The organism is Mycobacterium mantenii (assembly GCF_001667865.1).
Taxonomy (GTDB): Bacteria; Actinomycetota; Actinomycetes; order Mycobacteriales; family Mycobacteriaceae; genus Mycobacterium; species Mycobacterium mantenii_A.
The window spans coordinates 67,568-93,898 of sequence record NZ_LZJP01000096.1 but is presented as its reverse complement, the minus strand read 5'-3'; the positions used below and the strand labels follow the sequence as shown (position 1 = coordinate 93,898).

16 protein-coding genes and 1 pseudogene are annotated in these 26,331 nt (G+C 67.2%); 10 read left to right on the top strand and 7 right to left on the bottom strand.

From position 1 onward, the window contains the following. Positions 1 to 77: 77 nt before the first annotated feature. On the bottom strand, positions 78 to 479 hold the full coding sequence (locus A5688_RS17025; protein ID WP_067911771.1) for a hypothetical protein: 402 nt from the start codon (positions 477 to 479) through the stop codon (positions 78 to 80). 115 nt (positions 480 to 594) lie between these two features. After that, complete coding sequence (locus A5688_RS17020) at positions 595 to 2,463, bottom strand: molybdopterin-dependent oxidoreductase (RefSeq protein WP_082955120.1); 1,869 nt, start codon at positions 2,461 to 2,463, stop codon at positions 595 to 597. A 55-nt stretch (positions 2,464 to 2,518) separates the two neighbouring features. Between A5688_RS17020 and fdxA the strand changes: the two genes are divergently transcribed. Further along, the gene (gene fdxA / locus A5688_RS17015; RefSeq protein WP_067911938.1) at positions 2,519 to 2,872 is read left to right on the top strand and encodes a ferredoxin; all 354 of its coding nucleotides are present in this window, start codon (positions 2,519 to 2,521) and stop codon (positions 2,870 to 2,872) included. A 137-nt stretch (positions 2,873 to 3,009) separates the two neighbouring features. Here the strand turns inward: fdxA and A5688_RS17010 are convergent, their stop codons facing one another. The 4 genes from A5688_RS17010 to A5688_RS16995 are packed head-to-tail and all read right to left on the bottom strand — an operon-like array spanning position 3,010 to position 8,674. Continuing rightward, on the bottom strand, positions 3,010 to 4,260 hold the full coding sequence (locus tag A5688_RS17010) for a hypothetical protein (protein WP_431602668.1): 1,251 nt from the start codon (positions 4,258 to 4,260) through the stop codon (positions 3,010 to 3,012). A 2-nt stretch (positions 4,261 to 4,262) separates the two neighbouring features. Then, positions 4,263 to 5,603: a hypothetical protein gene (locus A5688_RS17005; RefSeq protein ID WP_067911768.1), complete on the bottom strand. Its 1,341-nt coding sequence runs from the start codon at positions 5,601 to 5,603 to the stop codon at positions 4,263 to 4,265. Beyond that, complete coding sequence (locus A5688_RS17000) at positions 5,603 to 7,252, bottom strand: ABC transporter permease (protein WP_067911765.1); 1,650 nt, start codon at positions 7,250 to 7,252, stop codon at positions 5,603 to 5,605. Before A5688_RS17000 ends, A5688_RS17005 begins: the two co-directional genes overlap by 1 nt. A 30-nt stretch (positions 7,253 to 7,282) precedes the next feature. Beyond that, positions 7,283 to 8,674 (bottom strand): condensation domain-containing protein, encoded by a 1,392-nt coding sequence (locus A5688_RS16995; RefSeq protein WP_067830187.1) that lies wholly within the window; start codon positions 8,672 to 8,674, stop codon positions 7,283 to 7,285. A gap of 988 nt (positions 8,675 to 9,662) precedes the next feature. Between A5688_RS16995 and A5688_RS16990 the strand changes: the two genes are divergently transcribed. From A5688_RS16990 to A5688_RS16970, 5 genes and pseudogenes are all read left to right on the top strand, one after another. Continuing rightward, positions 9,663 to 11,315: an NAD-dependent malic enzyme gene (locus tag A5688_RS16990; protein ID WP_067830190.1), complete on the top strand. Its 1,653-nt coding sequence runs from the start codon at positions 9,663 to 9,665 to the stop codon at positions 11,313 to 11,315. Between the two features lie 282 nt (positions 11,316 to 11,597). Beyond that, positions 11,598 to 12,922 (top strand): annotated as a pseudogene (locus A5688_RS28580) (PPE family protein, SVP subgroup). Positions 12,923 to 13,107: 185 nt separating this feature from the next. Then, a complete protein-coding gene (locus A5688_RS16980; protein WP_082955128.1) occupies positions 13,108 to 13,854 on the top strand; it encodes a maleylpyruvate isomerase family mycothiol-dependent enzyme in 747 nt (248 codons plus the stop codon). 69 nt (positions 13,855 to 13,923) lie between these two features. Then, positions 13,924 to 14,541 carry a TetR/AcrR family transcriptional regulator gene (locus A5688_RS16975; RefSeq protein ID WP_067911762.1) on the top strand — a complete coding sequence of 206 codons (618 nt, stop codon included), beginning with the start codon at positions 13,924 to 13,926 and terminating at the stop codon, positions 14,539 to 14,541. A gap of 285 nt (positions 14,542 to 14,826) precedes the next feature. Next, positions 14,827 to 15,885, top strand: coding sequence for a 3-deoxy-7-phosphoheptulonate synthase (locus tag A5688_RS16970; protein ID WP_067911759.1), 1,059 nt, complete (start codon positions 14,827 to 14,829; stop codon positions 15,883 to 15,885). 39 nt (positions 15,886 to 15,924) lie between these two features. On the opposite strand, the gene A5688_RS16965 is transcribed toward A5688_RS16970, so the two are convergent. Continuing rightward, the gene (locus A5688_RS16965; RefSeq protein WP_067911756.1) at positions 15,925 to 17,586 is read right to left on the bottom strand and encodes a (2,3-dihydroxybenzoyl)adenylate synthase; all 1,662 of its coding nucleotides are present in this window, start codon (positions 17,584 to 17,586) and stop codon (positions 15,925 to 15,927) included. Positions 17,587 to 17,693: 107 nt separating this feature from the next. Here A5688_RS16965 and A5688_RS16960 point away from each other — a divergent pair, with 107 nt between their 5' ends. The 4 genes from A5688_RS16960 to mbtD are packed head-to-tail and all read left to right on the top strand — an operon-like array spanning position 17,694 to position 26,330. Beyond that, on the top strand, positions 17,694 to 21,194 hold the full coding sequence (locus A5688_RS16960; protein WP_067911753.1) for a non-ribosomal peptide synthetase: 3,501 nt from the start codon (positions 17,694 to 17,696) through the stop codon (positions 21,192 to 21,194). An 8-nt stretch (positions 21,195 to 21,202) separates the two neighbouring features. Beyond that, positions 21,203 to 21,964: a thioesterase II family protein gene (locus A5688_RS16955; protein ID WP_067911750.1), complete on the top strand. Its 762-nt coding sequence runs from the start codon at positions 21,203 to 21,205 to the stop codon at positions 21,962 to 21,964. 5 nt (positions 21,965 to 21,969) lie between these two features. Next, positions 21,970 to 23,289: a polyketide synthase gene (locus A5688_RS16950; protein ID WP_067911929.1), complete on the top strand. Its 1,320-nt coding sequence runs from the start codon at positions 21,970 to 21,972 to the stop codon at positions 23,287 to 23,289. Beyond that, complete coding sequence (gene mbtD, locus A5688_RS16945) at positions 23,289 to 26,330, top strand: mycobactin polyketide synthase MbtD (protein WP_067911747.1); 3,042 nt, start codon at positions 23,289 to 23,291, stop codon at positions 26,328 to 26,330. The genes A5688_RS16950 and mbtD overlap by 1 nt, the downstream gene beginning before the upstream one ends. Position 26,331: the final 1 nt, after the last annotated feature.

The following is a 26,331-nucleotide window of genomic DNA, read 5'->3' as shown; positions in this document are numbered from 1 at the left end:
AGCGTCGACAACCAGACCATGCTCGGCGAGCAGTTGGGTCCCCTTGGCCGGGCGACCGCATTGCGCGACGTTGGCCATCAGACCGGCCGCATTGTGGCGGTGGGGGGCAGAATTTCCCATTTTTGGTTCACGGTCAGGTAGCGAAGTCCGTCCGGGCCGGCGGTGAATCGCGGCCGCGACCGACTTGGCAGCCATAACAGAGCACCGGGGGCCAGTTGGATCGTGCCCTCCTTGGTGGTGAGCCGGCCGCTTCCGAACAGCACATGGATCAAGACGTCGACTTCGGCTCCGGGGGCGGTGTCGATTTCGCCGTTGGGTGCCAACGTGATGACATTCCAGTCCAGGTCGCCTCCGCCGACGTCGGACTTCCCGACCACCTGGAACGTGTCCGGTTCTACGGCGGGCACCGCGATATCAGCGGCTGTCGATTGTTTGTCGGTCTTGGGTAACCGCCGCACGTCGAGTCCGTTGTCGGCCATAGGTTTAACGCCCTCCTGAGTTTTCACAATCGGCCTTGTTCTAGGCACTTTCCCGTGTGTGCACAGTAGGGAAGGCTTCCGCCCTCCCCGATGGTGTCAGTAGCCTCCGCACGCATCAGATGGTTTGGTGACGCCCGAAGTATTCGTGGTCTTCGTTGTAGCCGCCGTATCCGCTGCCCCGCTCGGAGTAGTGTGCGACAAACTCAATACCCTTGATCCACTTCACATGTCGGAAGCCATGCTGTAGTTCGTTGCGCAGCCGCAGCGGCGCACCGTGGCCGTAGCTCAGCGGTTCGTCGTTCATGTCGTAGGCCAGCATGGTCAGATGGTGACTCATTTGCTCGATCGGATGAGCTACGTAGTAGATTCCGCCGTCCGCCCCTGCGCCCAGTGAGTAGAACACGACCCATTTGGCTTCGGGCAACGGTTTTACGATATCCATGATCGTCTGCATCGACACGCCACCCCATTTGGCGACACCCGACCAGCCCTGGATGCAGAAGTGTTGGGTGATCTGTTCGTGGTAAGGCAACTCATGCAGGTCGGCCAGCGAGAACTCGGTCGGACGCTCGACCAGGCCGTAGACGCGCATCCGCCAATCGATGAAGTTGTTCTTCTCCAACCCTTTGTATTCAACGCTTTGCGGGTAGGTGCCGTTGTGCCACAAGTACGGTGAGATGTCCCGCTCGGTGAACGCGCCCGGTCTCGGGTTGGTGTGCTCGAAGAGCCGCTGCAGCGGCCCGACGAGCGCGTAGCCGACCCGTTGCACGGCACGGGGATGGCGATAGGTGAGCGGCGTGGCGGCCACCCAGCCGACGGTGACGACCGTCATGGCCACGGCGAACATCGCGAATCCGACCCAGCCGTTGTCGTCGCGGGCGGCGAACATGTGGTTGAGGTTGCGCAATGCGTCGGTGGTGAAGACGAACGTGACGTGTACGACGATGAACAACAGGAAATACGCAAGTACCAGGAAATGTAGTGATCGGGCGGCCTGGATGCTCAACCGCTTACTGATCACCGTGAAACGCATCGAGAGGGCCGGCGACATTCCGAGACCGGTGATGACGGCGAGCGGTGCGGCGATGAAGACGGTGGTGAAGTACGCCAGCAACTGCAGTGCGTTGTAGGCCACCCAGGTGTTATCTGTCGGCCAGTTCAGCGATAGGTATTGAATCGCAACAGATGCCGCATTGGGAAAAACGCCCCAACTGGTCGGAACGATGTGACGCCATTGGCCGGTGACGAACAACAGCACATAGAAGACCGCCCCGTTGAGCAGCCATAAGACATCCATGCCAAGGTGCCACCATCGTGCCAGCCCGATCGAGTGACGAATTCCCGGTAGCCCCAGTTGACCGGGCAGGCCGACTGAGTCGTCCTTGGCCGTCCACAGCGGGTCATCAGGTACGGGCTTTGCGATTCGCAGCCACTCGTCTTTGCCCGGGGTGGAGTTGCGGTTGAAGTAGAGCCGTGGATGGTCGCACAGGATTTGAATTCCGGAGCGGATGATGAACATCATCAGGAACAGGTTGAAGAAGTGCGTCCAGCCCTCCCAGGCGGGGACGCCCGGGCTAATCCCAGAAGTCGGCTGGGTGCCCGGATACCGCTGGATGAATGCTTGCACCGCCGGCATGTTGTGCAGGCCTTTGCCCACTGCCACGGCCGCGACCAGCATGACTAATCCAATCGGAATGAGCCACAATAGGTTTAGCCACCTGTCACGGCCGACGCGTAGACGCGGTGCAATCGCCCGCTTGTCTTCCAGGCCGCCGGCCCAGGTCTCCGGGTCGACGATGTTCTCGGCCGAAAGCAACTCTGCGCTATAGCCCGGATCATGACTGTCATCGCGGACGTCGTCTTTGGGCGTGGCGTTTTGACCATCGCACGGGCTAGTGGCCCCGGCGCGCGGCAGCGAATCAGGCTGTTTGTCGGCGTCGTGATCATCCTGCGGGCGCAGAAAGTAGGTTTCCCTGTCAATCATGGGGCGCTCACACTTCGTCTAGTTTATACAAACGCACTTGTGTAAACTCTACGCCATGGCATATGTGATAGGGAAGCCATGCGTTGACGTAATGGACCGGGCCTGCGTGGAGGAGTGCCCGGTGGACTGCATCTACGAGGGTGGTCGTGCACTGTACATCCATCCTGACGAGTGCGTGGATTGTGGTGCGTGTGAACCCGTTTGCCCCGTTGAGGCCATCTACTACGAGGACGACCTGCCCGAGGAGTTGCAGCCTTATCAAGCGGACAACGCGGCGTTCTTTACCGAAACCCTTAGTGGCCGTGACGGGCCCCTGGGGTCACCGGGCGGGGCGGCCAAGATGGGTCCGCTCGGCGTCGACACACCGCTGGTGGCCAGTCTGCCCGAGCAAGACCCTCAGCGAGCGTGAGTGCGATCGCGTTGTCGTCAAGCCCCACGTCGACGCCAGCCTGCTGGAGAAGGCCATCGAGGGTGCGGCGAGCAGCGCGGAGCTGGCGCCCCGAGTCGAGTTGTGACGTTACGTCCCCGCCGAGCAAGTGTCGCCGGTCACACCATCCGCGGGCCGCCGAAACCGGGAACGGTGCCCACCGGAATCAGCGCGAAACCGATGGCGAGAAGAATGAACGAGCGCAACGTCTTCGGGGTGGGCTCTTGCTCGACCTCCGGCCGACGCGCCGCGAAAAGAACGAACACGACCGCGACGTCGAACGTCACGATAGTCAGCCAGCGGGTCCAGTCGTAGCCGGTGAGGAAAACCGGGACGATCAACAGCAGGCCGGCGGCAACCCAGGCCATTCGGCCGTGCAACGCCTCGACGAACGCTCGCAGCGGTACCCCCGAAAGTTCGCTCAGACCCCACATCGTCACCGCGGCGGCTGCCGCACCGAAAATCAGCGAGACGGTGAGGCCGAGTGCGCCGATGTGCCCGACGGTGCGGATGGCGTCCACGATTCCGTTGTCGTAGTACGGCATCACGTTGCGGCACACCCAATCGTGATAGTCAGTCTGACTGGCCTTCCCGTCAATCACGAAGCGCATCAGGGTCCGCGGCGACGTGACCCTGGCGAACGGGTTGGCCATCAGATGATGCGGTACGGCCGCACACAGTCGGGAGGCGATGTGGTGACGGCCGAACGCCGCCACCACGGCCGCGACGAGAACCCCCGGCGTAACGGCCGCGAGCACGCCAAGACGCTGACTGTTTCCCAGCGCACCGCCCAGGACGATGATCGCCAGCACGGCGCCCAACGCGAACTGCAGCCCTATCGCCTCGTGCACCAGCGCCAGCACGGCGATCGCGACACCGTAGGCCACGCAACACCCCATCGCGACGGCGCGCGAACGTGCGAACACCAACGCCGAGCCGAACAGCGCGAGCGCCGCGCCACCGAACAGGTCCGGTCGAGCCGAAAAGGCCGCAAACGGAACACCGAACGGCAGCAACGGAATCAGCAACGCAACCAGGAGCCGGCGCTTCGACCGAGGACGGGCGAACAGCACCACACCCGCGATCGTTGCCAGGCCGCACAGGTAGATCGCCGTGGACAGCCACCGCAGAACGAGCGTGGCCGCGAAGTAGTGTCCCGGGACCAAATGAACCAGCTCACCGGCGAGCCCGCGACGGACGAAGCCCTGTCGGTAGTCGGCCGTGTAATACGACATCCAGTAGACGTCAAGCGGGACGACCTTGATCGCGAACCACAGCACCACGGCCGACCAGGCCGCAATCGCCGCGCCGGCACCGCCGTACAGAAGACGACGCCGGGCGTGTTCCTTCACCGCGAGGCCCGTGTCCACGATCAAATCTGGCCCTCGCGGACGCTGGTGGCGGACAGCTGCAGGTCGGCCAGCGCGCTACACACCAACTCGCGCGTAGCGGCCGCGGTGTTGTCGGAGCCGCTCTGGTAGGCAATGACGTCGACAAAACGGCTGCCATTGATCGTTCCTGTGCTGCAGAACAATTGGCCGTGCGTCTGCTCGATGCGGCTGCGGGTGACGCCCTGCTCGACCAGCCGCATGGAGACCTCGGACGCATCCGCACCATCGATGCGGCCGAAGGAGGCGTCAAACCGGCCGAGGTTGGAGCAGCCCACCGGCAGTTGACCGGTCGACATCGCGATGCCTTCGGCGCGCCGGACCAACCAGCGCGGTGTGAACGGGATGAGGGGCAGTCCGGCGAGCATTTCGTTGGGGCGCTCGACCATGGATGCCAGCAGTTCCTTGACGTCGGCGCGCACCACGCCCAAGTCGCAGGCCGCCGCGCGGCCATCGACGGTGAGTGTGATCGAGGTCAGCGCGTTGGCGCGGTCGTCGTCGGCGGTGCGGTCGCTGACCGGAAGCACCACGGTCACCGAGTTCCCGTCGGGCAGTACCCTGCCCATCCGGTGCGCCAGGCGCGCCGCGAATGCGATGAACAGTGAGTTGCTGCTTCCGTTGAGGCTGCGCGCCCGCGCTTCCCATGCCGCATCGTCGATCTGGATTGCCACCGACGGCAACGTGTTCTGGCCATCCTCTATACGGCCGAGGTGCCGCCGCGCCTGCGGCTGAGCCTGCTGACCGGACGACGCCCGGGCCAATATCATCAGAGTCGCGATCAGCGCGCGGATTGCGGCCGGCAGGGAGGCCACGGCGTCGGCCAGATCCTCAACCACCGCGCGCCACCGGCCGCGCGAATTCGGCCGTGCATAGCCAAGGTTGCGTCGTTCCCCCTTCACCGCTTCGGCGACGGCGGTTGCCATACCGAGTCCGTCGACAACGCAGTGCGATGCCACCAGGGTGACCGCCGCGCCGCCGTCGTCGAGCGGCAGGACGCCGAGGTGAAACGTCGGGCCGTGCTCGGGGTCCACCCGCACGAGTGCGCGTCTTTCGAGCCAAGGGCCGATCTCGCGCCGGGGTTGCCGTGGTTCGCAAGCGATCTCGGGCGAGTGGTGGTCGACTACCCAGCGGTGACGCCCGAACGGCAGCGGTGAACGCTCGATCCGGCGTCCGAGCAGCCCGGCACCGAGATTATCTGCAAAGGACCGTAATTCGTCGACATTGACGGTGCGATCGTAGATCCACGTGCACTGCACCGTGCTGCCTTGACCAATGGCGCGCAGCCGCAGGAAAGCGGCCTGGTCCAGCAGCGCCAGCCTCGCCACTAGCACCCCGCCTCGGCCGCAGCGCGATACCCGCGCACCGCCGCCGGCGCGAACACCGCGACGAGTACACCGCCCCACAGCCCGGCCTGCCACAGCGGCGACAGCACCGGCCCGCCCTCCGCAAGCGCGCGCATCGCCTCGATGGTCGGTGAGATGGGTGAAAACCGCACCACCGGTTGCAACCAGCCCGGAAACGCCTGGGCGGGCGCGACTCCGGTGTTGAGGAACAGCAGCACCACGCATGCCGCGCCCAGCCAGGTCACCATCGCCTTGCCGTCCGCGCGGGCGGCGATGGCGATGACCAATGTCGCCATCCCCGCCGAAATCGCCACGGGCACCAGCACGAAGGCCAGCATTGCGATCCAGCCGTAACTGAATCGCAGACCCAGGGCGATCCCGAAGACGGTGAGCACGACGGCGGACGTGGTGGTGCGGGCGGCCTCGGCGACCAACCGGCCCGCCACGGTGCTGGCCCGATGAACCGGCTGCACCCACAGCCTGGTCAGCACGCCGGCCTCCCGTTCCGATGGCAAAGCCAAACCGGCGCCGAGAGTGCCGAATACCGCGCCGACCACCGCGCACATCGGGACCAGCCCGTACAGGCTGTCATGTCCGGTGACGGCCAGGACGGCTTTGCCCACCAGCAGCTTGTAGATGATGAGGAGAAAGGTCGGAAACAACAGCGCTTGCACCGCGACGATCGGGTCGCGTCGCCAACGGCGCAGCAGCCGCCCCGCCTCCGAAGCGCTCTGGCTGGCGAAGGCCGTCAGCGATGTCGCATGCGAGACCCTCTGCCGCGCATCTGTGTTCACCGTCATCGCGGGCTGGTCTGCGACCGGGTCTCCCGCCGGTGTGGCGTCCTGACGCGCCACCTTGCCGGCGAACCGGGCCGCGCCCGAACTTCCCGCGCTGACGCGCCGCTGCATGCGCACCGCGAGTCCGCCGAGAACCGCCAGCAGCCCAAGGCACCACGCCGACGTCACGGCCAGCTCCTTGCCGGTGACGGCACCGGCGGAAAGGCCGCGCAGCGTCTCGGTGACCTGGGACACCGGTTGGTTGCGAATGAACGGTCCAAGCCAGGCCGGGAATGACTCCGCGGGCGCGATGCCGGTGGACAACAGCACCAGGACCAGCTGGGGGAGCAGTAACAATTGGCTCGACGATTCGACGGAGCCGACCCGGGAGCCGAGGGCGTCCGAACCGAGGCACACCGCCATCGCGAACGCCACGACGATAATCACAAACAGCACGGAATCGCCTGGGCCGCCGTCCATCCGGAAATCAAACGACCACCCGACCGCGACGGCGGCGACCAGCGCGATGACCGAGCGTATGAAGCAATAGAGCATCCGCGCGGCCAACGGTACCGCCGCGGAAACCGGTAGGGTACGAAGACGAGAACCGAAGCCGGACAACCGGTCTCGCGCCGCCCGGTCGGCCGTGGTCATGGCCCCGAACAGCATCGCCTGCACGATGACCACCGGGAGGACGTATTGCGGGTAGGTCATCGAACCGGGGTGAATGAGGCCGCCCAACACCAACGTGAACCCCAGGAAGCAGCCCACGGGTGCCAGCGCGGCGAAAAGCAGGTCGGCGTCGCGCCGGGAGGCCGCCATGGTGCGCAGCGTGAGTGCCACCAGGGCACTCATACTCCGACCCCTGACGGCGGCAGAACCGCGTCACGCATCGATGTGCGGCCCGGTGTCGGACACCCGGGCGAACTCGGCACGCATCGTCTTGACGTAGCGCAACACGGACCTGTGGGCGACCTCGGTGCCCGGGTACGCGACGACCAGCTGCGTCTTGTCGTGCATGCGATTGACCCACATGCACACCGTCTCCGACAGCCGGTTGTCACCCCAAACACCGGCGCGCAGACCGTCGAAGTAGTCGCCGAACGGCAACTTGCGGATATCGATGTAGGACAGCATGGGGACCGGACGGTCCGGCACCTCGATGGGGCTCGACGAGGGGTCCGTCGACTCGAGCAGGTGATAGTAGGGGACGGCGCCCAGGGCCGTGTTGCCGTCGAAAGACGCCTGGGCGGCGCCGACCACCTCATCGAATGAGGCACCGGCGGTGGGAATGGCCAACGGGACGAAACTGGCCAACCAGCCGACCGCGGTGGCGTGCGCGGGATCGCGCCGGTTGTCGAACGGTGTGAGCCCGAAATACGTTGCGGCGCCGGTCAACCGATGCTCCGTCAGGGCAGCGCATGCGAACACGCCACCGCTGAAACGTGCCCCCGCGGCGCGGCACGCCGCTTCGAACCGCCGGCCCTGGTCGTCGTCGATCAGGTCGAACACGTCGATGGCCCCGGGTGTATCCGCGTTCGCCTCGCCCAACTCCAGCGGAAACTTCGGTAGCGCTCCGTTATTCGCCGCGAGGAAGGTCCGCCACGACTGGATCTCGGGCGACTCCTCGTTCAGGCCCCTGGTGTACGCATGCTGATTCGCGCTGTATTGACGATGACTGGCGGCGGGTGGCAGCGGATTCTGCGCTTTTTGCAGCGCGGCGAAGTACATCGTCTGGATGTCGAGGAAGATCACACCGGCCGACATGCCGTCGGCGCGCAAGTGGTCAACGGCGATATAGATGGTGAATCGGTCTTCGGCCTGGATGATTCCAAAGGTAAAGCAGTCCCATTGCAGCGGATCGGGCGTATCGAGAAGCAGTTTGCGGATCTGGTTCGGAGCCATTGTGCCGAGATCCGTTGGCACCAAGGTGATGACCTCCGGGTCGGCGATGACGTAGCGAAGGATTTCGTCGTTGTCGCCGAACGCAAATCGGTCGTGGTAGGTGTCGTGCCGCCGCAGATGAGTGTTCAGAGCGTATGTCATCGCATCGATATCGCAGACGCCGCTGATTTCCCAGGCTCCAATGCACAACCGCGGGATATCGCGGCCGCGGCTGACCTGGCGCCGGTAATAGCGGAGATGCTGGGACTGCTGATAACTCACCGGGGCGGGATCGTATTGCGCCTCAGCGGCGCGCCGATAAGTGGCCGCGGTGGGATACCAGGATACGACGGTGCCCTCGGCTGTCCAGTCCTCAACCGTGCCCAAGAACATGCGCTACCTTTCGTTCGTCAGCTGGCGACACCGGTCCGGATGACCTTAACGGCAACGCGCACGACTTGCTGAGCGAGTTGATGGCCGCAGCGCTCCTCGTCCGCAGGCCCAGCAAGTGACTTGCAGCGCGCTGCGTCGACCAATGCGCACCATTCAGTGAACTAGCTGTGGTCTGGGTTGGCGGTCCGCATGGGGTCAAGCAGCGCAAATAAATGACTCGCCGGCGATCCCGCGGCGCAATCATAAGATTCCCCTCTCGGGCCCGAGCAATCGCCCAGGAGATTTCTGCCAACCGTTTGCTGCTCGTGTGATGTAGTCGACAAATGAGGGTCATTCAATTTGCGCATGATTAACACGGAACCACTGGACAAACAAGCATTTACCTCGACGCGATGACCCAATCTGTCGATTCCCACCCGAAGAGCGAGCGCTGTCTTGGCGAGGCCACGCGTGACGCCGGCGGGCCTGCCAGAACCGCGCCTCGGTTACCATATCGTGATCTACGGCCGTATTGGAATAGTGTCAGCCAAAGATTCCTCTCGTCGATGATTCGGGCAAACAACCCGTCGATCCGCAAAAACGCCGCGTTACTGCGTCGTACGCCTTGATGATGTCAACCGTCGTAACGAAGTTCGATGCGAACCGGGACACCGATAGCAAACTGTGACCCAGGGTTGAGTCCCGCCCTGGGTATCCGGGAAACGAAGTGCGCAGAACGGCATGAAAATTCGTGAGCGCCAGCCGAAATTCTGCGCGCCAGTTGGATGAGCAGCGAACTCCGCTATTCAGCAGGTGGTTCCGTACGCGGTGAACCCAGCGGTCCGCCAAACGAAACGTCCTCAGCGTTGATCTCAAGTTGGTGGATGCAGGTGGCCGCGGCAGCGCGGGGACGGCGACGCGCGGACAAAGCGCTCAGGATGATCGAAGATGGTCTAAACAGACCGTCGTTTACCCTCGCCGCGAGATCCCCACAGAAGGGACGTTGTCGATGGCCGATGAACTCCGGGGACCGGCCAGACTGTTCGATGCGTTGACCACCAAAGGCACCGCCTTCACCGAGGCCGAGCGACGGCGGCTTGGTCTTTTGGGTTTGCTGCCGACGACGGTGAAGACATTGCAGCAGCAAGCCGAGCACTGCTGGCACGAATTCTCCACTCGTCGCGATGATCTCGACAAACACATCTATCTGCGGGCTTTGCAGGACCGCAACGAAACGTTGTTCTACCGGGTGTTGCTCGACCACATCGCCGAGGCGCTGCCGATCGTCTACACACCCACCGTAGGGGAGGCCTGCCAGCGTTTCAGTGAGATCTACCGGCGCCCGCGGGGACTGTTCGTGTCCTATGCCGAGGGGGATTGTCTGGACGAGGTGCTGAACAACCGGCCGCAGCGCGAGGTCGATGTGATCGTGGTCACCGACGGGCAGCGCATCCTCGGCCTCGGCGACCAGGGCATCGGCGGGATGGGCATCCCGATCGGAAAGCTGTCCCTCTACACCCTGATCGGCGGCATCGATCCCGCGCGCACCCTGCCGATCGTGCTCGACGTGGGCACCGACAACAGCGAACTCCTCGACGATCCGCAATACCTGGGCTGGCGGCACCGGCGCATCGACGACGACGCGTACCACGCGTTCATCGACAAGTTCGTCGCCGCGGTGCGCAAGCACCTACCGAACGTGCTGCTGCAGTGGGAGGACTTCGCGACGGCGCATGCGCTGCCGATCCTGGCCCGCTACCGCGACAAGCTCCTCACCTTCAACGACGACATCCAGGGGACCGCCGCCGTCACCGTCGGAGCGCTGCACGGCGCCGCCACGGTCGCCGGCCGCCCGCTCTCGCAGCAACAGGTCATCATGCTCGGCGCCGGCTCGGCCGGTATCGGGGTGCTCGACATGATTCGCAGGCAGATGATGAATGAGGGGTTATCCGAACAGGCTGCCTCGCAGCGCATCTGGGTTGTCGACGTGGTTGGCCTGCTCACTGATGACCGCACCGACCTGTCCGACGCCCAGCGTGGGTTCGCCCAGCCGGCCGGTCGTGTCGCGGGCTGGGGTTTGTCGGCTCCCGCTCAGCTCGCCGACGTCGTTCACCATGTCGACGTGGGTGTGCTGCTCGGCCTGTCGACCGCGGCCGGTGCCTTCACCGAACCCATCGTGCGCGAGCTCGCCGCCAAGACGGAGCGGCCGATCATCTTTCCGCTGTCCAACCCGACGAGCCGCGCCGAAGCCCACCCCGCGGAGTTGGATCAGTGGACCGACGGACGCGCCCTGATCGCCACCGGCTCACCGTTCGCGCCGCTGCACCGAAACGGTGTGGAACACTCTGTCGCTCAATGCAATAACGTCTACATCTTTCCCGCGATGGGTCTTGCCGTGACCGCCGCCGAGGCCACTCGCGTCACCGACGAAATGATGCGGGTCGCCGCGGAGACCTTGGGGGAGGCGTCGCCCGCCCTGGCCGATCCCGACCAGCCGCTGCTGCCTGCGTGGTCCGATGTGCCCGGGATTGCGGTCCGGATCGCCCACGCCGTCGCCGTGCAGGCCGTCTCGGATGGTGTCGCTCCGGCGCGTAGCGACGCAGAACTCACCGAACGCATCGCGCAGGTGCGTTGGCTCCCCGAGTACGCCACCGGCCCGTGAACGCTTCGGCTGTCGAAATAGCGGGCCGCCGGTGATGGGTACCGGGATGACGATGTGAGTATGTTCACTTTCGCCTGATTCGCCAGTCGTGGCCGTAGGCAACAACTTTGGATCGCCCGTCGAAATGCCAGCGCAGCACCGCGATCGACAAACGTCATCGCGGGACCACGCTTTGAGGTGCCGACTATTTCTGCAGGATTGAGAATCCGGAGTGCGTGGTACGACAGGGAACGTGAGCGGGGGCTGTAGGACCGGCGCCTCCACGATCCCAGAGGAAAATCAATGCACTTCGCGGTATTGCCGCCGGAGGTCAACTCCGGCCGCATGTACGCAGGCCCCGGCTCGGGGTCGATGCTGGCAGCGGCGGCGGCGTGGGACGAGCTGGCCAATGAGCTGCACGCCACGGCGGCCGACATCGAGTCCGTGATCTCAGGGCTCACCGATGAGCCGTGGCAGGGGCCGTCCGCGGTAACGGCGGCGGCCGCGGCCGCCCCGCAGCTCGCCTGGCTGAACGCCACCGCCGAGCAGGCGACGCAGGCTGGTGCCCAGGCCAAAGCCGCTGCGACGGCCTATGAGTCGGCGTACGCGATGACGGTGCACCCATCGGCGATCGCAGCGAACCGTTCTCAGCTGACGTCGCTGGTCGCGACCAACATGTTGGGGCAGAACACGCCGGCGATCGCGGCCACCGAGGTCGCCTACGGCGAAATGTGGGCCCAGGACGTCGCCGCGATGTACGGCTACGCCGGCGCCTCGCAGGCGGCCTCGCAGCTGACGCCGTTCGCCCCGCCGCAGCAGACGACCCACCAGGGCGGGCTCCCCGCGCAGAACGCCGCGGTCGCCCAGGCCGCCGGCACCTCGGCCGGGCGCGTGCAATCCGCGCTGTCGGGCAATGCGATGAACGCTGTCCCAAACGCGCTGCAACACCTCACGACTTCGTCCACGGCCTCGGGGCTGAGCGACTTCTCCAGTTTCATGAATCCCTACACCTGGTGTCGCTCGGCTCGGGGTTTGTGGGAAATGGCGTGGGGCTGATCGGGGTTTCCGGCGCCGCGGGGTTCATCTCCGACGCTGAACACAAGATCTCGGAACCGGGGCCGAAGGCCGCGCCGGAGAAGCCCGCGGAGGCGAAAGCGCCGCGTCCGTCGGGCAAGGCGACCACGGTGTCCGCGGGAATGGGCCGCGCGGCCTCGCTGGGCAACATGTCGGTGCCGCAGGGCTGGTCCACAGCGGCACCGGAACTGCGACTCACCGCGCTCGAGTCGCCCGCCGCCGGCAACGTGCAGGCCGGCCGCCCGAGTCCCGGACTACTGGGCCAGACGCCCCTGTTGGGCGGTGCGCCGCTGATGGCCCTGCCCGCCCGCGGCACACCCGATTCCCGGGATCGCCGATCGGCGGGCACGGGCGATGGGCCGGGCCGCCCGATTCCGGCGGGCGCCGTTCTGCAAGAGCGGTGCCAGGTGCCGCGCCAAGCATCCAGCGGAGCCGCGGCCGAGCTGCGTGAAATCACCGACGTGCTAGGAAAACTCGCCGAACTGCGTGCCAAAGGTGCGTTGACGGAGACCGAATTCACCGAACAAAAGCAGCGGCTGCTCGGCACCGGTTAATCCGGTTGATCCGTCGTGCGGGCGTTGGTCGAGCCTGATCGGCGTCCCGCGGTCCGTGTCCGCCTAGAGCCCCTGGTCCGCGGCGGTCTGCACACCGCCCCAACTTTTTCGCTCCCACGCCTTGACTTCATACATACAGTGCGTATGTTCATACATACAGTATGTATCTGGAAGAGGAGGGGCTCATGACCGCCACGCTCGACGCCATAGCGGAAGAACGCACCATCGTTCTCGAACTGTGCTCGCAGATGCCGGATTCGTTGTGGGGAAAGAACAGTGGCTGCTCCGGCTGGTCGGTCCAGGACCTCGTGTCCCACATGGCGTGCAGCTTCTGGCTGGCCGTCGATCCATCGGCGCTACCCAATCCCGGCGGATTACCCGCCGAGCGCGCGGCGGACCTGTACGTCGATTCGCGGCGCTCGATGACCCCCAAAGAGGTTGTGGCCGACTATGAATCGGTGAGCGCGCGAGGGCTCGAAGTGCTCGCTGCGATAGAGGGTCAGGACGTCGACATACCCATCGGCGACGTCGGTACCTACCCGGCCTCGGTGGTGCCGACAACCTTCGTCTTCGAGGCTCTCGTTCACACCCGATACGACCTGTTCGGTCCGAATGGGCCGTTACCGGGGGACCCGCCGCCCGTCGACGAGCTGCGGCTTGCCCCCACGCTTGAGTGGATCGAGGCGGCACTGCCCCAGCAGAATGTGCAGCTGCTCAACGACTTACCCGCCGGGGTGCAGGTCCACCTCGACGGGATGTGCGGCCGGACCCTACATCTCGGCAGCCACTCCGATGTCGCGGCGCGCATCACGTCCGATTCCCAGGCCTTCGTGCGATGGATCACCCAGCGTGGCACCTGGGAGAACTTGGGTGTGCGGGCCGACGGTGACCCGCCGACACTGGACATCGTTCGCCGGCTCAGGGTGTTCTGATCCGAGCGCATCCCAGACCTTCATACGGTATGTAGGAGAATGCATACCCGGTGTGAAAGGTAAGGGCTGATGGCGAAGGACGGTCGCCGCACGCAGGCCGAACGTGCGGCCGAGACGCGCGACGCATTGATCGGTGCCGCCCGGCCGCTGTTTGCCTCAGTGGGATTCGCCGACGCGTCCCTGGAAACGATCGTGCGCAACGCGGGGGTGACGCGCGGCGCCCTGTACCACCATTTCGCCGACAAGACGGAGCTGTTCGCCGCGGTATTCGAGCAGGTGGAGGGCGAGATGGCCGCCCGGATGGGGGAGGCCGTCGCGGCCGCGGGGCACTCCGATCCGGTCGAGATCATGCGGCTGTGCGCCGGGCTGTGGCTAGACGCGTGTGCCGAACCCGAGGTCCAGCGCATCGTGCTGCTCGAGGCGTTGGCTGTGCTGGGATGGGAACGCTGGAGCGACATCGGGCACCGCTACAACATCGGATTCGTCACCGGACTGCTCACCGACGCCGTCGAGTCCGGCAGCATCCCCCGTCAGCCCGTCGAGGCGACGGCCCTGACGATCATGGGGGCACTGCGCGAGGCGACGCTCTACATTGCCCGAGCCGACGACCATGTCCGGGCCCGTGCGGACGCCGGCGCGGTGATGAACAGACTGCTGAATGCGTTGCGCGCCAACACTATTGACTAGCCCGTCGCGACGTGCGCCAGGGGTAGACGAGCGGAAAGCGGCGGCCGGTTGGGCGGCCCCGCCCCGGCATGATATCTTCGCCGACGTGAAGATCGGCGTGCGCGCGTATTGGCGCTTTATCGTGGCTCCGGGTGGAGCCAGCGATGCAGCGTCTGGTTGACGCAACCGCGCGCCTGATACCCGGAGCCCAGCAGTGACCATGAGGTCGCTGCTTTTCGTTTTTCAGGGCATCGGGAACCAACGGGCGTGCCCTGGGAGCCAGTAGAGAAAGGCACACACACCCCCATGTCCACCATCAATTGCGAGACGACCATCGATACGTCCGATCATCGGATCGTTTCGTTCCGCGAGCTCTCGGCTCCCGCCGTGATCCGCACCGAACTGCCGTTGACGGCTCGGCGTGCCCAGGCCGTGCAGCGCGATCGCGAAGAGATCTCGGCGATCCTGGCCGGCGGCGACGATCGGCTCCTCCTGGTGGTGGGGCCTTGCTCGGTGCACGACCCCGTCGCCGCACTCGATTACGCGCGCCGGCTTGCGCCGCTTTCGGCCGAATACGCGGATCGTCTCAAGATCGTGATGCGCGTCTACTTCGAAAAGCCGCGCACCACCATCGGCTGGAAGGGACTCATCAACGATCCCAACATGGATGGCAGCTTCGACGTCGAGCGCGGCATCCGCATCGCGCGTGGATTGTTGCTCGACATCATCGACGTCGGCCTCCCGGTCGGGTGTGAATTCCTGGAGCCCACCAGCCCGCAGTACATCGCCGACGCCGTCGCGTGGGGCGCGATCGGCGCCCGGACCACCGAGTCGCAGGTGCACCGCCAACTGGCATCCGGGCTGTCGATGCCGGTCGGGTTCAAGAACGGTACCGACGGCAACGTCCAGGTGGCCATCGACGGCGTCAAAGCCGCTGCGGCGCCGCACAATTTCTTCGGTACCGACAACTTCGGTCGTGCGGCCGTCGTCGAGACCATGGGCAATCCCGACTGTCACGTGATCCTTCGGGGCGGCACCACCGGGCCCAATTACGACACCGCCTCGGTGACCACCGCCATCGAACGGCTGAGCAGGGCAGGGCTTTCCGAGCAAGTCATGATCGACTGCTCACACGCCAACTCCGCCAAAGACCATGAGCGCCAAGCCGAGGTCACGGCCGAGGTGACCGCACGCATCGCCGCGGGCGAACGCGGGATCGCCGGTCTGATGCTGGAAAGCTTCCTGGTGGCCGGTGCCCAGTCGCTGGGCGGCGAGCTGGTCTACGGCCAATCCGTGACCGATCAGTGCATGGACTTTCGGACCACGGCGGGCCTGCTGTCCGATCTCTATGCGGCGATGGGCTGATCGCGCGGTTGCGACCGGCCGGCTGGGAAGCGCGCGGCCCTAGCGCGGTTGCGCTCGGTGCGCCGAAACCTGGCTTGCGATCGCCTTCTTGTCGATCTTGCCGATCGGGGTGGTGGGCAAGGATGTCATCGCCACCACGACGTCGGGGCGGGCGTGGGCGGCCACGCCACGCTTGTCCAGATAGCCGTTGAGCTCCGCGAGCGACAGCTCGCGACCGTTGAAAACGACTGCCGCACAGATTTTCTCGCCCAGGTAAGGGTCGGGCAGCGCCACCGCGGCGGCCGAGTAGACCGCCGGATGGCTGTGCATCTGCTCCTCAAGGTCCGCCGCGGAAATCGTTTCCCCGCCACGGCAGATCACGTCTTTGACGCGACCGGTCACCACCAGATAGCCGTCGTCGCGCAGCCGCACCACGTCACCGCTGCGGAAGAAGCCTTGCGCGTCGAAGCTGCGTTCATTGTCGCGCTCGGCGCGAAAGTAGCCGTTGAACGTGTACGGCCCGCGGACCAGCAGTTCGCCCTCTTCGCCGGGCGGCACCGGCTCGCCCGCCGCATCGACGACGCGCAGCTCATCGGCTGCGGACATGGGCCGCCCCTGGGTATGTTCGGTGAGTTCCGGGGGGTCGTCGAGCCGGGTGTAGTTCAGCAGCCCCTCGGCCATCCCGAACACCTGCTGCAGGCCCGGGGTCAAGGCGCCGCGCACCAACCGGGCATCCTCGGGTTCCAACTTCGCACCGCCAACCTGTAAGAGCCGCAGACTTTTTGGTGTCACCGGTTCCCATTCGCAGGCTTGCGCCCACAACTTGGCCAACGCCGGCACCAGGGCGGTCACTGTGACGCCGTGGCGTGCGATGGCCGCGAAGGCCGCCTCGGGGCTGGGGTCGGTGCCGAAGACGGTGGTGGCTCCGACCGTCATCGCGCCGAGCAGGCCCGGGCAGGCGAGCGGGAAATTATGGCCTGCCGACAGCACCGCCAAATAGACATCGTCGGAGGTCAATCCACAGAGTTCGGCGCTGGCCTTCGCGTTGAACAGGTAATCGTCGTGGGTGCGGGGGATTAGTTTCGGGGTGCCCGTGGTGCCGCCGGAAACCAGCAGCAGCGCAGGCGTTCCCGGGTCGGGCCGCGACGGCGGCGTGCCGGTGGCCGCCTGATCGCGTACCTGCGCCCATGAGGTGAACGGCCCCGGGTCGCCGTCGACGATGACGTGCTCGAGCGCAGCGTGCTGCTCGGACAGACCGCGCGCCATCGTCCGGTAGTCGAAACCCGCTGCGGCATCGGCGATCAGCAGCCCAGTGGCCTCGCTGACCGCGGCGAAATGCCCCAGTTCGGCGGCCCGGTGGCCGGGCAGGCACATCACCGGGATCGCCGCGGCCCGCAGCAGCCCGAACAACGCCACCGCGAACTGGCAGCCGTTCGGCAACTGCAGCAGCACCCGGTCGCCGGGCGCGATACCGGTGCCCCGCAGCCCGTTGGCGGCGCGATTGGCTTGGTCGTCGAGGTCGGCATAGCGCAGGCCCGCGTCGCCCGCGGCATCGAGGACGGCGATCCGGTCGGGCCATTGCCGGGCCGCGTCGGTCAGGAGCGTGTCCAGGGTCCGTCCCGTCCAGTAGCCGGCCGCCCGGTAGGCGGCGGCCCGGTCGGCGGGGAATGGCACGAACCCGTCGAGGACTCCGGCCGGTGGCTGCGGTGTGTTCGGGCTCATGGCTCCTTCAGCGGGGGGCTTCGAACAGGGCTAGTAGCGGGGACGCAGGGAGTAAGGATAGGGTAACCAAAAAATTAGGGCAGCCTGTGCTAATTCAGGGAGGGTCTGTGGTGCACGCCTCGGCACGCTCGGAGGACATCCGGGCGGAGGTGGCCGACTTGCTCGGCGTCGACGTCGATGCAGTTCAGCCGGGTAGCAACCTCATCGGCCAGGGCCTGGACTCCATCCGGATCATGACGTTGGCCGGCCGCTGGCGCCGCCAGGGCATCGCCGTCGACTTCGCCACGCTGGCCGAGACGCCGACCATCGAGGCCTGGGCCCGGTTGGTCTCGTCGGGCGGGAACGGCGCCGAGCCGCAGACTTTTCCTGAGGGGTCCGGCGATGCCGAGCTGTCCGGGGAGCACGAGCCGTTTTCGCTGGCGCCGATGCAGCACGCGATGTGGGTCGGCCGCCACGACAACCAGCAACTGGGTGGCGTGGCCGGACACCTCTACGTCGAGTTCGACGGTGGCCCGATCGATGCGCAACGCCTGCGCACGGCGGCCACCGCGCTGGCCCGGCGCCATCCCATGCTGCGGGTGCAGTTCCTGCCCGACGGCACCCAGCGCATCACCCCGGCCGACGAGAGCGGCGACTTCCCGGTCGGTGTCGAGGACCTGCGGTCGCTGGGCGCCGCCGAGGTCGAGCGGCGGCTCGCCGCCATCCGCGACGCCAAATCACACCAGCAGCTCGACGGCGCCGTGTTCGAACTGGCGGTGACGCTGCTACCGGGCGCCCGGTCGCGGCTGCACGTCGATTTGGACATGCAGGCTGCCGACGCGATGAGCTATCGCACCCTGATGGCCGACCTGGCGGCCCTCTATCGCGGGCGCGAGCTCCCCGAGCTCGGCTACACCTTCCGGCAATACCGCCACGCCATCGAGGCCGAAGACGCGCGGCCGCAACCGGCGCGCGAGAACGACCGGGCCTGGTGGGCACGGCGCCTTGCGGAGCTGCCGGATCCGCCGGCGTTACCGACGACCGGTGCCCGCGGCTCGAACCGGAGCACCCGGCGCTGGCACTGGTTGGACCCGGAAACCCGCGGCGCGCTGTTCGCCCGCGCCCAGGCGCGCGGCATCACCCCGGCGATGGCGCTGGCCGCCGGGTTCGCCAACACCCTGGCCCGCTGGTCGACCACGTCGCGATTCCTGTTGAACGTGCCGCTATTTGGGCGTCAGCCCGTGCACCCGGACGTCGATTCGCTCGTCGGTGACTTCACCTCCTCGCTGCTGCTCGACGTCGATCTCACCGGGGCGGACACCGCGGCCGCGCGGGCGCAGGTGGTGCAGGACGCGATGCGCGCGGCCGCGGCCCATTCCGCCTATCCCGGGCTGTCCGTGCTGCGCGACCTCAGCCGTCATCGCGGCACCCAGGTGCTCGCGCCGGTGGTGTTCACCAGCGCGCTGGGGCTCGGCGACCTGTTCAGCCGCGACGTGACCGGCCAATTCGGCACCCCGGAATGGATCATCTCCCAGGGGCCGCAGGTGCTACTCGACGCCCAGGTCACCGAGTTCGACGGCGGCATTCTGGTGAATTGGGATGTGCGCGAAGGCATGTTCCCCCCGGGCGTCATCGACGCCATGTTCGCCCACCACATCGACGAGCTGCTCCGGCTGGCCTCCGCCGACGACGCGTGGGACGCGCTGGGCCCCGCGGCGTTGCCGGAAGCGCAGCGGGCGGTGCGCACGGCGGCCAACGCCCGCACCGCCGAGCCCAGCGGAGAAGCCTTGCACGACGGGTTCTTCCGGCAAGCCCAGTGGCAGCCCGACGCCCCGGCGGTGTTCGCGAGCACGGGTGACCTCAGCTACGCACAACTGCGCGACCAGGCGCTGGCGGTGGCGGCGGCGCTGCGCGCGGCCGATATCGCCGCCGGCGACACGGTCGCGGTGCTGGGCCCGAAGACCGCCGAACAGATTCCGGCGTTGCTGGGGATCCTGTCCGTCGGTGCTGTTTATCTGCCGATCGGCGTCGACCAGCCGCGCGACCGCGCGCAGCGCATCCTCGAATCCGGCGGGGTGAGCCTGGCCCTGGTGTGCGGGGGGCGACCGTTGTCCGTACCGGTCAACGAGCTGGTGCTCGCACAGGTGCTTCGCGACGCGCCCGCCGGTGCCGAGAATGACTGCGCCAGAGTCGATCCCGCCAAGCTCGCCTACGTGCTGTTCACGTCCGGCTCGACCGGGGAACCCAAAGGCGTCGAGGTCACCCACGACGCGGCGATGAACACCGTCGAATTCATCGGCCGCCACTTCGAGATCGGCCCCGCGGATCGATGCCTGGCCCTGTCGACGTTGGAAGGCGACATCTCGGTGATGGACGTGTTCGTCACCCTGCGGACCGGCGGGGCCATCGTGGTGGTCGACGAAGCGCAGCGCCGGGATCCCGACGCCTGGGCCCGGCTCATCGACACACACCAGGTCACCGTGCTCCACTTCATGCCCGGCTGGCTGGAGATGCTGATCGAAGTCGGCCGCGGGCGGCTGTCCTCGGTGCGGGTGATCCCCACCGGCGGCGACTGGGTCCGGCCCGAAGTGGTGCGCCGCCTCCAAGCCGAAGCGCCCAACCTGCGCCTTGCGGGCCTGGGCGGCGCGACCGAAACCCCGGTGCACAACACCATTTTCGAGGTGACGGGTGCGATACCTGAGGAATGGACGGCCTTGCCCTTCGGCGTCCCGCTGCCCAACAACGCCTGCCGCGTCGTCGACGACACCGGCGCCGACTGCCCCGACTGGGTCCCCGGCGAATATTGGGTGTCCGGCCGCGGCATCGCGCGCGGCTATCGCGGGCGCCCGGACCTCACCGCCGAACGCTTCGTCCACCATGACGGCAGAATCTGGTATCGCACCGGCGATTTGGTGCGCTACTGGCCGGACGGCACCCTGGAATTCGTCGGCCGCGCCGACCACCGCGTCAAGATCAGCGGGTATCGCGTCGAGCTGGGCGAGGTCGAGACGGCGCTGCGGCGCGTGCCCGGGGTGCGGACGGCGGTAGCCGCGCTGATCGCCGTGTCCGGCGAGTCCGACGCGCTGGCCGCGCAGGTGTGCACCGACGACGCCTCGCTGACCGTCGAGCGGATCCGGCAGTCGCTTGGCGACCTCGTGCCCCCGCACATGGTTCCGCGCCACATCGCGATGGTGGAGCGGATCGACTTCACCGATGCGGGAAAGCTCGACCGCCGGGCCGCCGCACGCGAATTGGAAACCGCCGCCTCGCGATCGCAGCGGCCGGGCCACCGCGCGGCGTCGACGCCCGTGGAATCCGCGTTGGCGATGATCGTCGGCGACCTGCTCGGCCGGGAAAACGTCGGCGTCGACGATGACTTCTTCGCGCTCGGTGGTGATTCGGTGCTCGCCACCCAGGCGGTGGCCCGAATTCGCGCCTGGCTGGACGCACCCGACGTCATGGTCGCCGACATCTTCGCCAACCGGACGGTCTCGGCGCTGGCCACGGTGCTCGGCGCCGCCGAAGACGAACCCGGCCGGCTCGACCAGGTCGCGGAGCTGTATCTGGAGGTGATCGGCATGGACGCCGAATCGGTTCTGGCGGCCTCTCAACAATCCACGAAATCGTAGACTGCGCAATGACATTGAATGACCTGATCACCGTGTCCGCCACGTTTCCGTCCTGGATCAAGCTGACCCCGGGCCGCGGCAACCAGCCATCCACCGGCGCCACCGTGCTATTCCCGCATGCCGGCGCGGCCGCCGCAAGCTATCGGATATTGGCCGCGGCGCTGGCCGCGGGCAACGACACCTACATCGTGCAATACCCGCAACGGGCCGACCGGCTCAGCGAACCCGCGCACGACAGCGTGCACGACCTGGCCATCAGCCTCTTCCAGTCCGCACCATGGCCCGGCGTCGCACCGCTGACGTTGTTCGGGCACAGCATGGGCGCCGTCGTCGCCTTCGAGTTCGCCCGCGTCGCCGAAGCGCACGGCACGGCCGTGCGGAAACTTTGGGTTTCGGCGGGCCCGCCGCCCTGCGTCGTGGCCGACATGCCCGAACTACCGACCAGTGACGACGGGGTGCTGGCCGACATCGCCGACTTGGGTGGTACCGACCCCGAACTGCTTGCCGACGAAGAGTTTTCCGAACTGCTGACCACCGCGGTGCGCGCCGACTACCGGGCCTTCAATGGGTATGACCCCAGCCCCGACGTCCGCATCGGTGCCGACATTCACGTGCTGGGCGGCCATCATGACCACCGCATCGCCGCCGGCGTGCTGCGGCAGTGGGAAAGGCACACCGCCGGGTCCTTCGCCGTGTCGCTGTACGACGGCGGGCACTTTTACGTCTATGACCACGTTGAGGCAATCGCCGCGCAGGTGAATGCCGGGTGACATCGATGTCTGATGATGGTTACGACGCCGAGCGCGCCGACCCGGTGGTGATCGTGGGGATGGGCGTGGAGGCACCCGGCGGCATCGAAACCGCCGAGGCGTATTGGGATCTGCTGGCGCACGGCCGCGAGGCGCTGGGCCCGTTTCCCACCGACCGCGGTTGGGCGGTGCGCGAACTGCTCGCCGGCTCGCGGCGCAACGGCTTCAAAGAGATTCATGACCGCGGCGGATTCCTGGACGGGGCAACCACATTCGACCCAGAGTTCTTCGGCATCTCGCCCCGCGAGGCCGTCGTGATGGATCCGCAACAGCGGGTGGCGCTTCGGGTCGCCTGGCGCGCCTGCGAGAACAGCGGCATCAACCCCGACGACCTGGCCGGGCACGAGGTCGGCTGCTTCGTCGGCGCCTCGACCACCGGCTACGGACCCGAAATGGCGCGGTTCTCCGAGCACAGCGGTCATCTGCTCGCCGGCACCGCGCTCAGCGTGATCTCGGGCCGCATCGCCTACACGCTGGGCCTGACCGGTCCGGCACTGACCCTGGATTCCTCGTGCGCGTCCGCGTTGGTGGCCTTCCACGTCGCGGTGCGTTCCCTGCAGAACGGCGACTGCGATCTGGCCATCGCGGGCGGGGTCAACGTGCTGGGCTCGCCGGGCTTCTTCGTCGAATTCTCCAAACAACACGCGCTTTCCGACGACGGATACTGCCGCCCCTACAGCGCGCAGGCCAGCGGAACCGTGTGGGCCGAGGGCGCGGCGATGTTTGTGCTGCAACGCAAATCGGCCGCGCTGCGCGCGGGCCGGCAGATCGTGGCCGAGGTGCGGGCGACCGCCATGAATCAGGACGGGCGCAGCGCGGGGCTCAGCGCTCCCAGCGGTGATGCCCAGGTCCGGCTGTTCCAGCGGGCCATCAACCAGGCCGGGATCAAGCCCGCCGAGGTACAGATGATCGAGGGCCACGGCACGGGCACCCGCCTCGGCGACCGGACCGAGTTGCGCTCGCTCGCCCAGACCTACGGTGATACCGAATCCGGCGCCGGAGCGTTGCTGGGTTCGGTGAAATCCAACGTGGGCCACTCATTGGCCGCCGCCGGCGCGCTGGGCCTGGCCAAGGTGCTGGTCTCGGCCGAACACGGCGCCGTGCCGGCCACCCTGCACGCCGACGATCCCAGCACCGAAATCGATTGGGAGGCACAAGGGTTGCGGCTGGCTCAAACCCTGACACCGTGGCCGGCCGTCGACGGGCAGCGCACCGCCGCGGCATCCGCGTTCGGGATCGCCGGCACCAACGCACACCTGATCGTCTCCATCCCCGAGGTCGCGTGATGCTCACCCGTGGCCTGCCGGACGGGCGCATCCCGGTGCTGCTCAGCGCCCACGACCCCGAGCTGATCCGCCGCGAAGCCGCGGCGATCGTCGACTACCTGGGCCGCATCGACGACTCGGCCGAGCTGACCGCCGCCGTCGCCGCCACCCTGCTGCGGTTGCGCCGGCCGCGACGCCATCGCGCGGTGGTGCGAGCCGCCGACAGCACCGAACTCGTCGCCGGTCTGTCGGCGATCGCCCGCGGCGAGGAACACGAGCTGGTCTCGCACTCCGCGACGACGACGCCCCCGCGCATCGCGTTCGTGTTCCCCGGCCAGGGCAATCAGTGGCAGGCGATGGGAGCCGGTGCCTACCAACGGATACCGGCCTACCGGGAGGCCGCCGAGGAGTGCGCGCGAGTGTTCGCATCCGCCGGATTCCCCTCCCCGCTGCCTTACCTGGTGGGCGACGACGAGCGGAACTGGTCACGCCCCGAGATCCAGGGCGCGCAGTTCACCCATGCGGTGAGCCTGGCCGAAGCGTGGCGTTCTTATGGGGTGCTGCCCGACATCACCATCGGTCACAGCCTCGGTGAGGTGGCGGCGGCCTATGTGGCGGAGACGATTTCGCTGCCGGACGCGGTCGCCTTGGTGGTAGCGCGCGCGACCGTCGTCGACCAGCTGACCGGCCGCTACGCGATGGCGGTGCTCGGCACCGGCCTCGACAACGCGGAGTCGCTGCTCGCCGAGGCGCGCGGCTGGCTGGAAGTGTCGGCGGTCAACGGGCCGTCATCGACCGTGGTCGCCGGTGATCATGAGGCGGTGGCCGCCGCGGTGCGGCTCGCCCAACAGCGGGGGATCTTCAGCCAGCAACTGTCCGTCGACTATCCCGGACACACCAGCGCGCTACGACCGTTGCGCGCCGGCCTGGCCGAGCTGACCCCGAAGTCGGCTTTCCGGGACGGGCCGGTGCGGTTCATCGGTTCCACGCTGGGCGCCGAGGTGGGCGCGACGGCCGACTTCTCTCAGTACTGGTACGAAAACCTCTGCGGCGTGGTGCGATTCGATCTCGCCGTGCGGCACGCCCGCACTTGCGGGGCCGACACCTTCGTGGAGCTCTCGGCGCACCCGTCGTTGCTGTACCCGCTGGGTGACATCGTCGACGACGAGTCGACCGTCATCGTCGGGTCGGGGCACCGCGACCGATCCATCACCGATTCGTTGTCGGCGAGCCTCGTCGCGATCGCGACCGCCGACCCCGGCTGCAGCTGGACCGACGCGGTCCCGACGGTCGACCGCCCCGCGCTGCGAGGGTTCCCGAACGCGCCGATGCGCGCGGTGCACCTGTGGGTGGCGCCGCAGCGAGTCACCGAAGCGGCACCGACGCCGGCACTCACGGTGGCCGTCGAGGACTGGCGGCCGGCGACGGCGCCGATCACGTCGAGCGCGAGCGCTCGTGACATCGGCTTCTTCGGTGCGCGGCGGCTGACGCAGACCCTCGCCGATGCCGTTGCGGCACAGGGTGGCTGCCGAGCGGTGCCACCGAACGAGGCGGAAATCCTCGCGATCGTCGCCCCCGAACTGGATCAGCTCGACGCCACCTCCGCGATCGAGCAGATCGCCGGCCGCCCCGATGCGGGCCTTCCCGACTACCCCGCGCTCATCGGCCCCCGATGCCGGGCCGTCTGGTTGATCACCGCCGGTGCCGAACGGGTCGACCGGGACGACCCCACCGTCTCTCCGGCGCAGGCGGCCGTGGCGGGCATGCATCGCAGCGTCGGATTCGAATTCCCCGACCAGGCCTTCGGGCATCTCGACCTCGAGCACCGCGACGTCGATACCGCCACGGCACGGGCCGTCGTCGACGTGCTGCTCGGCGACTCGGCCGAGGTCGCGTTGCGGGGCACCGGATCACCGCGCCGCCACGTCCGGACGTTCCGCCCGTGCCGCGAATCGGCAACCCGGCGACCGCTCGATGCCGCCGCCCTCGACAACGTGGTGATCACCGGGGGCAGCGGAGCCATCGGACTGCAGTACGCCCGGTATTGCCTGGACCGCGGTGCCAGAACGATCACCCTGTTGAGCCGCGGCGGCGTTGATCCGGTCGCACTGCGCGAGCTCGCCGACCGGAACGACGCCGAAGTGATTGCCCCGCAGTGCGATATCACCGATCGCGTCGCGCTGGCCGCCGTCGCCGCCCGACATGCGGGTGCGGGCGCGTCCCTGCTGATTCACACCGCCGGCATCGCGCAGGCGCGCTCGCATGCGGACCTGACCGGTTCGGGGGTGGCGGCGGTATGCGCGGCCAAGGTGCACGGATTGGCGTTGCTGGCCGACGTGTGGCCGATGCGGCCGGACTGCCGAATTCTGGCCTGCTCGTCGGTGTTCGGGGTCTGGGGCGGCCATGGCCACGCGGCATACGCGGCGTCCAACCGGATGCTCGACGTGCTGGTCGCCCAGTTGCGTGCCGCGGGGCGCGACTGCACGGCGATCCGCTGGGGCCTGTGGCAGGGCGCCGGGGTAGTGGTGGGCGACGAGATCACCCGCACCGAGCGCTCCGGCCTGGTGGCAATGGAGCCGCGACGGGCTATCGAGGCCAGTCTGTACCGCTACGACGGCGATCCCCTGATTTTCGACGCGGACTTCGAGCGGCTCCAGGTCTTCTTCGAAAGCCAGGGCATGCCAATGCCATTCAGCGTCTCGTGCCCGGGAGAGGGCGAGGACCGCGAGGTCTTCGCCGCCAAGCCGCTCGCCGACGTCGTGCGGGCCGAATTGGCCGCGACGCTACACCTGGGCGATTCGCTGTCGATCGACCCGGGCGCGTCGCTGATCGACCTGGGTGTGGACTCGTTGCTCGCACTCGATTTACGAAAGCGGCTGCGCCGTACGGTAGGCAACTCGGTTCCGGTGTCCCGCATGCTCGGCGGCATCACCGTGACGGAGCTGATCGACGCGCTGCGCACCGACTCGAACGGCGGCGGGCCCGCGTCGTTCGAGCGCGCCGGCGCCGCCAACGGCGCGCACCACTCAATGCTCGCGATGCTAGAAAGGTTGGACTCCTAGC

What these genes read in the sequence shown, in the direction of transcription:
- A5688_RS17025 (WP_067911771.1), bottom strand. Translation starts at nt 479, where the DNA reads ATGGCCGACAACGGACTCGACGTGCGGCGGTTACCCAAGACCGACAAA.
- A5688_RS17020 (WP_082955120.1), bottom strand. Translation starts at nt 2,463, where the DNA reads ATGATTGACAGGGAAACCTACTTTCTGCGCCCGCAGGATGATCACGAC.
- fdxA (WP_067911938.1), top strand. Translation starts at nt 2,519, where the DNA reads ATGGCATATGTGATAGGGAAGCCATGCGTTGACGTAATGGACCGGGCC.
- A5688_RS17000 (WP_067911765.1), bottom strand. Translation starts at nt 7,252, where the DNA reads ATGAGTGCCCTGGTGGCACTCACGCTGCGCACCATGGCGGCCTCCCGG.
- A5688_RS16995 (WP_067830187.1), bottom strand. Translation starts at nt 8,674, where the DNA reads ATGTTCTTGGGCACGGTTGAGGACTGGACAGCCGAGGGCACCGTCGTA.
- A5688_RS16990 (WP_067830190.1), top strand. Translation starts at nt 9,663, where the DNA reads ATGGCCGATGAACTCCGGGGACCGGCCAGACTGTTCGATGCGTTGACC.
- A5688_RS16980 (WP_082955128.1), top strand. Translation starts at nt 13,108, where the DNA reads ATGACCGCCACGCTCGACGCCATAGCGGAAGAACGCACCATCGTTCTC.
- A5688_RS16975 (WP_067911762.1), top strand. Translation starts at nt 13,924, where the DNA reads ATGGCGAAGGACGGTCGCCGCACGCAGGCCGAACGTGCGGCCGAGACG.
- A5688_RS16970 (WP_067911759.1), top strand. Translation starts at nt 14,827, where the DNA reads ATGTCCACCATCAATTGCGAGACGACCATCGATACGTCCGATCATCGG.
- A5688_RS16965 (WP_067911756.1), bottom strand. Translation starts at nt 17,586, where the DNA reads ATGAGCCCGAACACACCGCAGCCACCGGCCGGAGTCCTCGACGGGTTC.
- A5688_RS16955 (WP_067911750.1), top strand. Translation starts at nt 21,203, where the DNA reads ATGACATTGAATGACCTGATCACCGTGTCCGCCACGTTTCCGTCCTGG.
- A5688_RS16950 (WP_067911929.1), top strand. Translation starts at nt 21,970, where the DNA reads ATGTCTGATGATGGTTACGACGCCGAGCGCGCCGACCCGGTGGTGATC.
- mbtD (WP_067911747.1), top strand. Translation starts at nt 23,289, where the DNA reads ATGCTCACCCGTGGCCTGCCGGACGGGCGCATCCCGGTGCTGCTCAGC.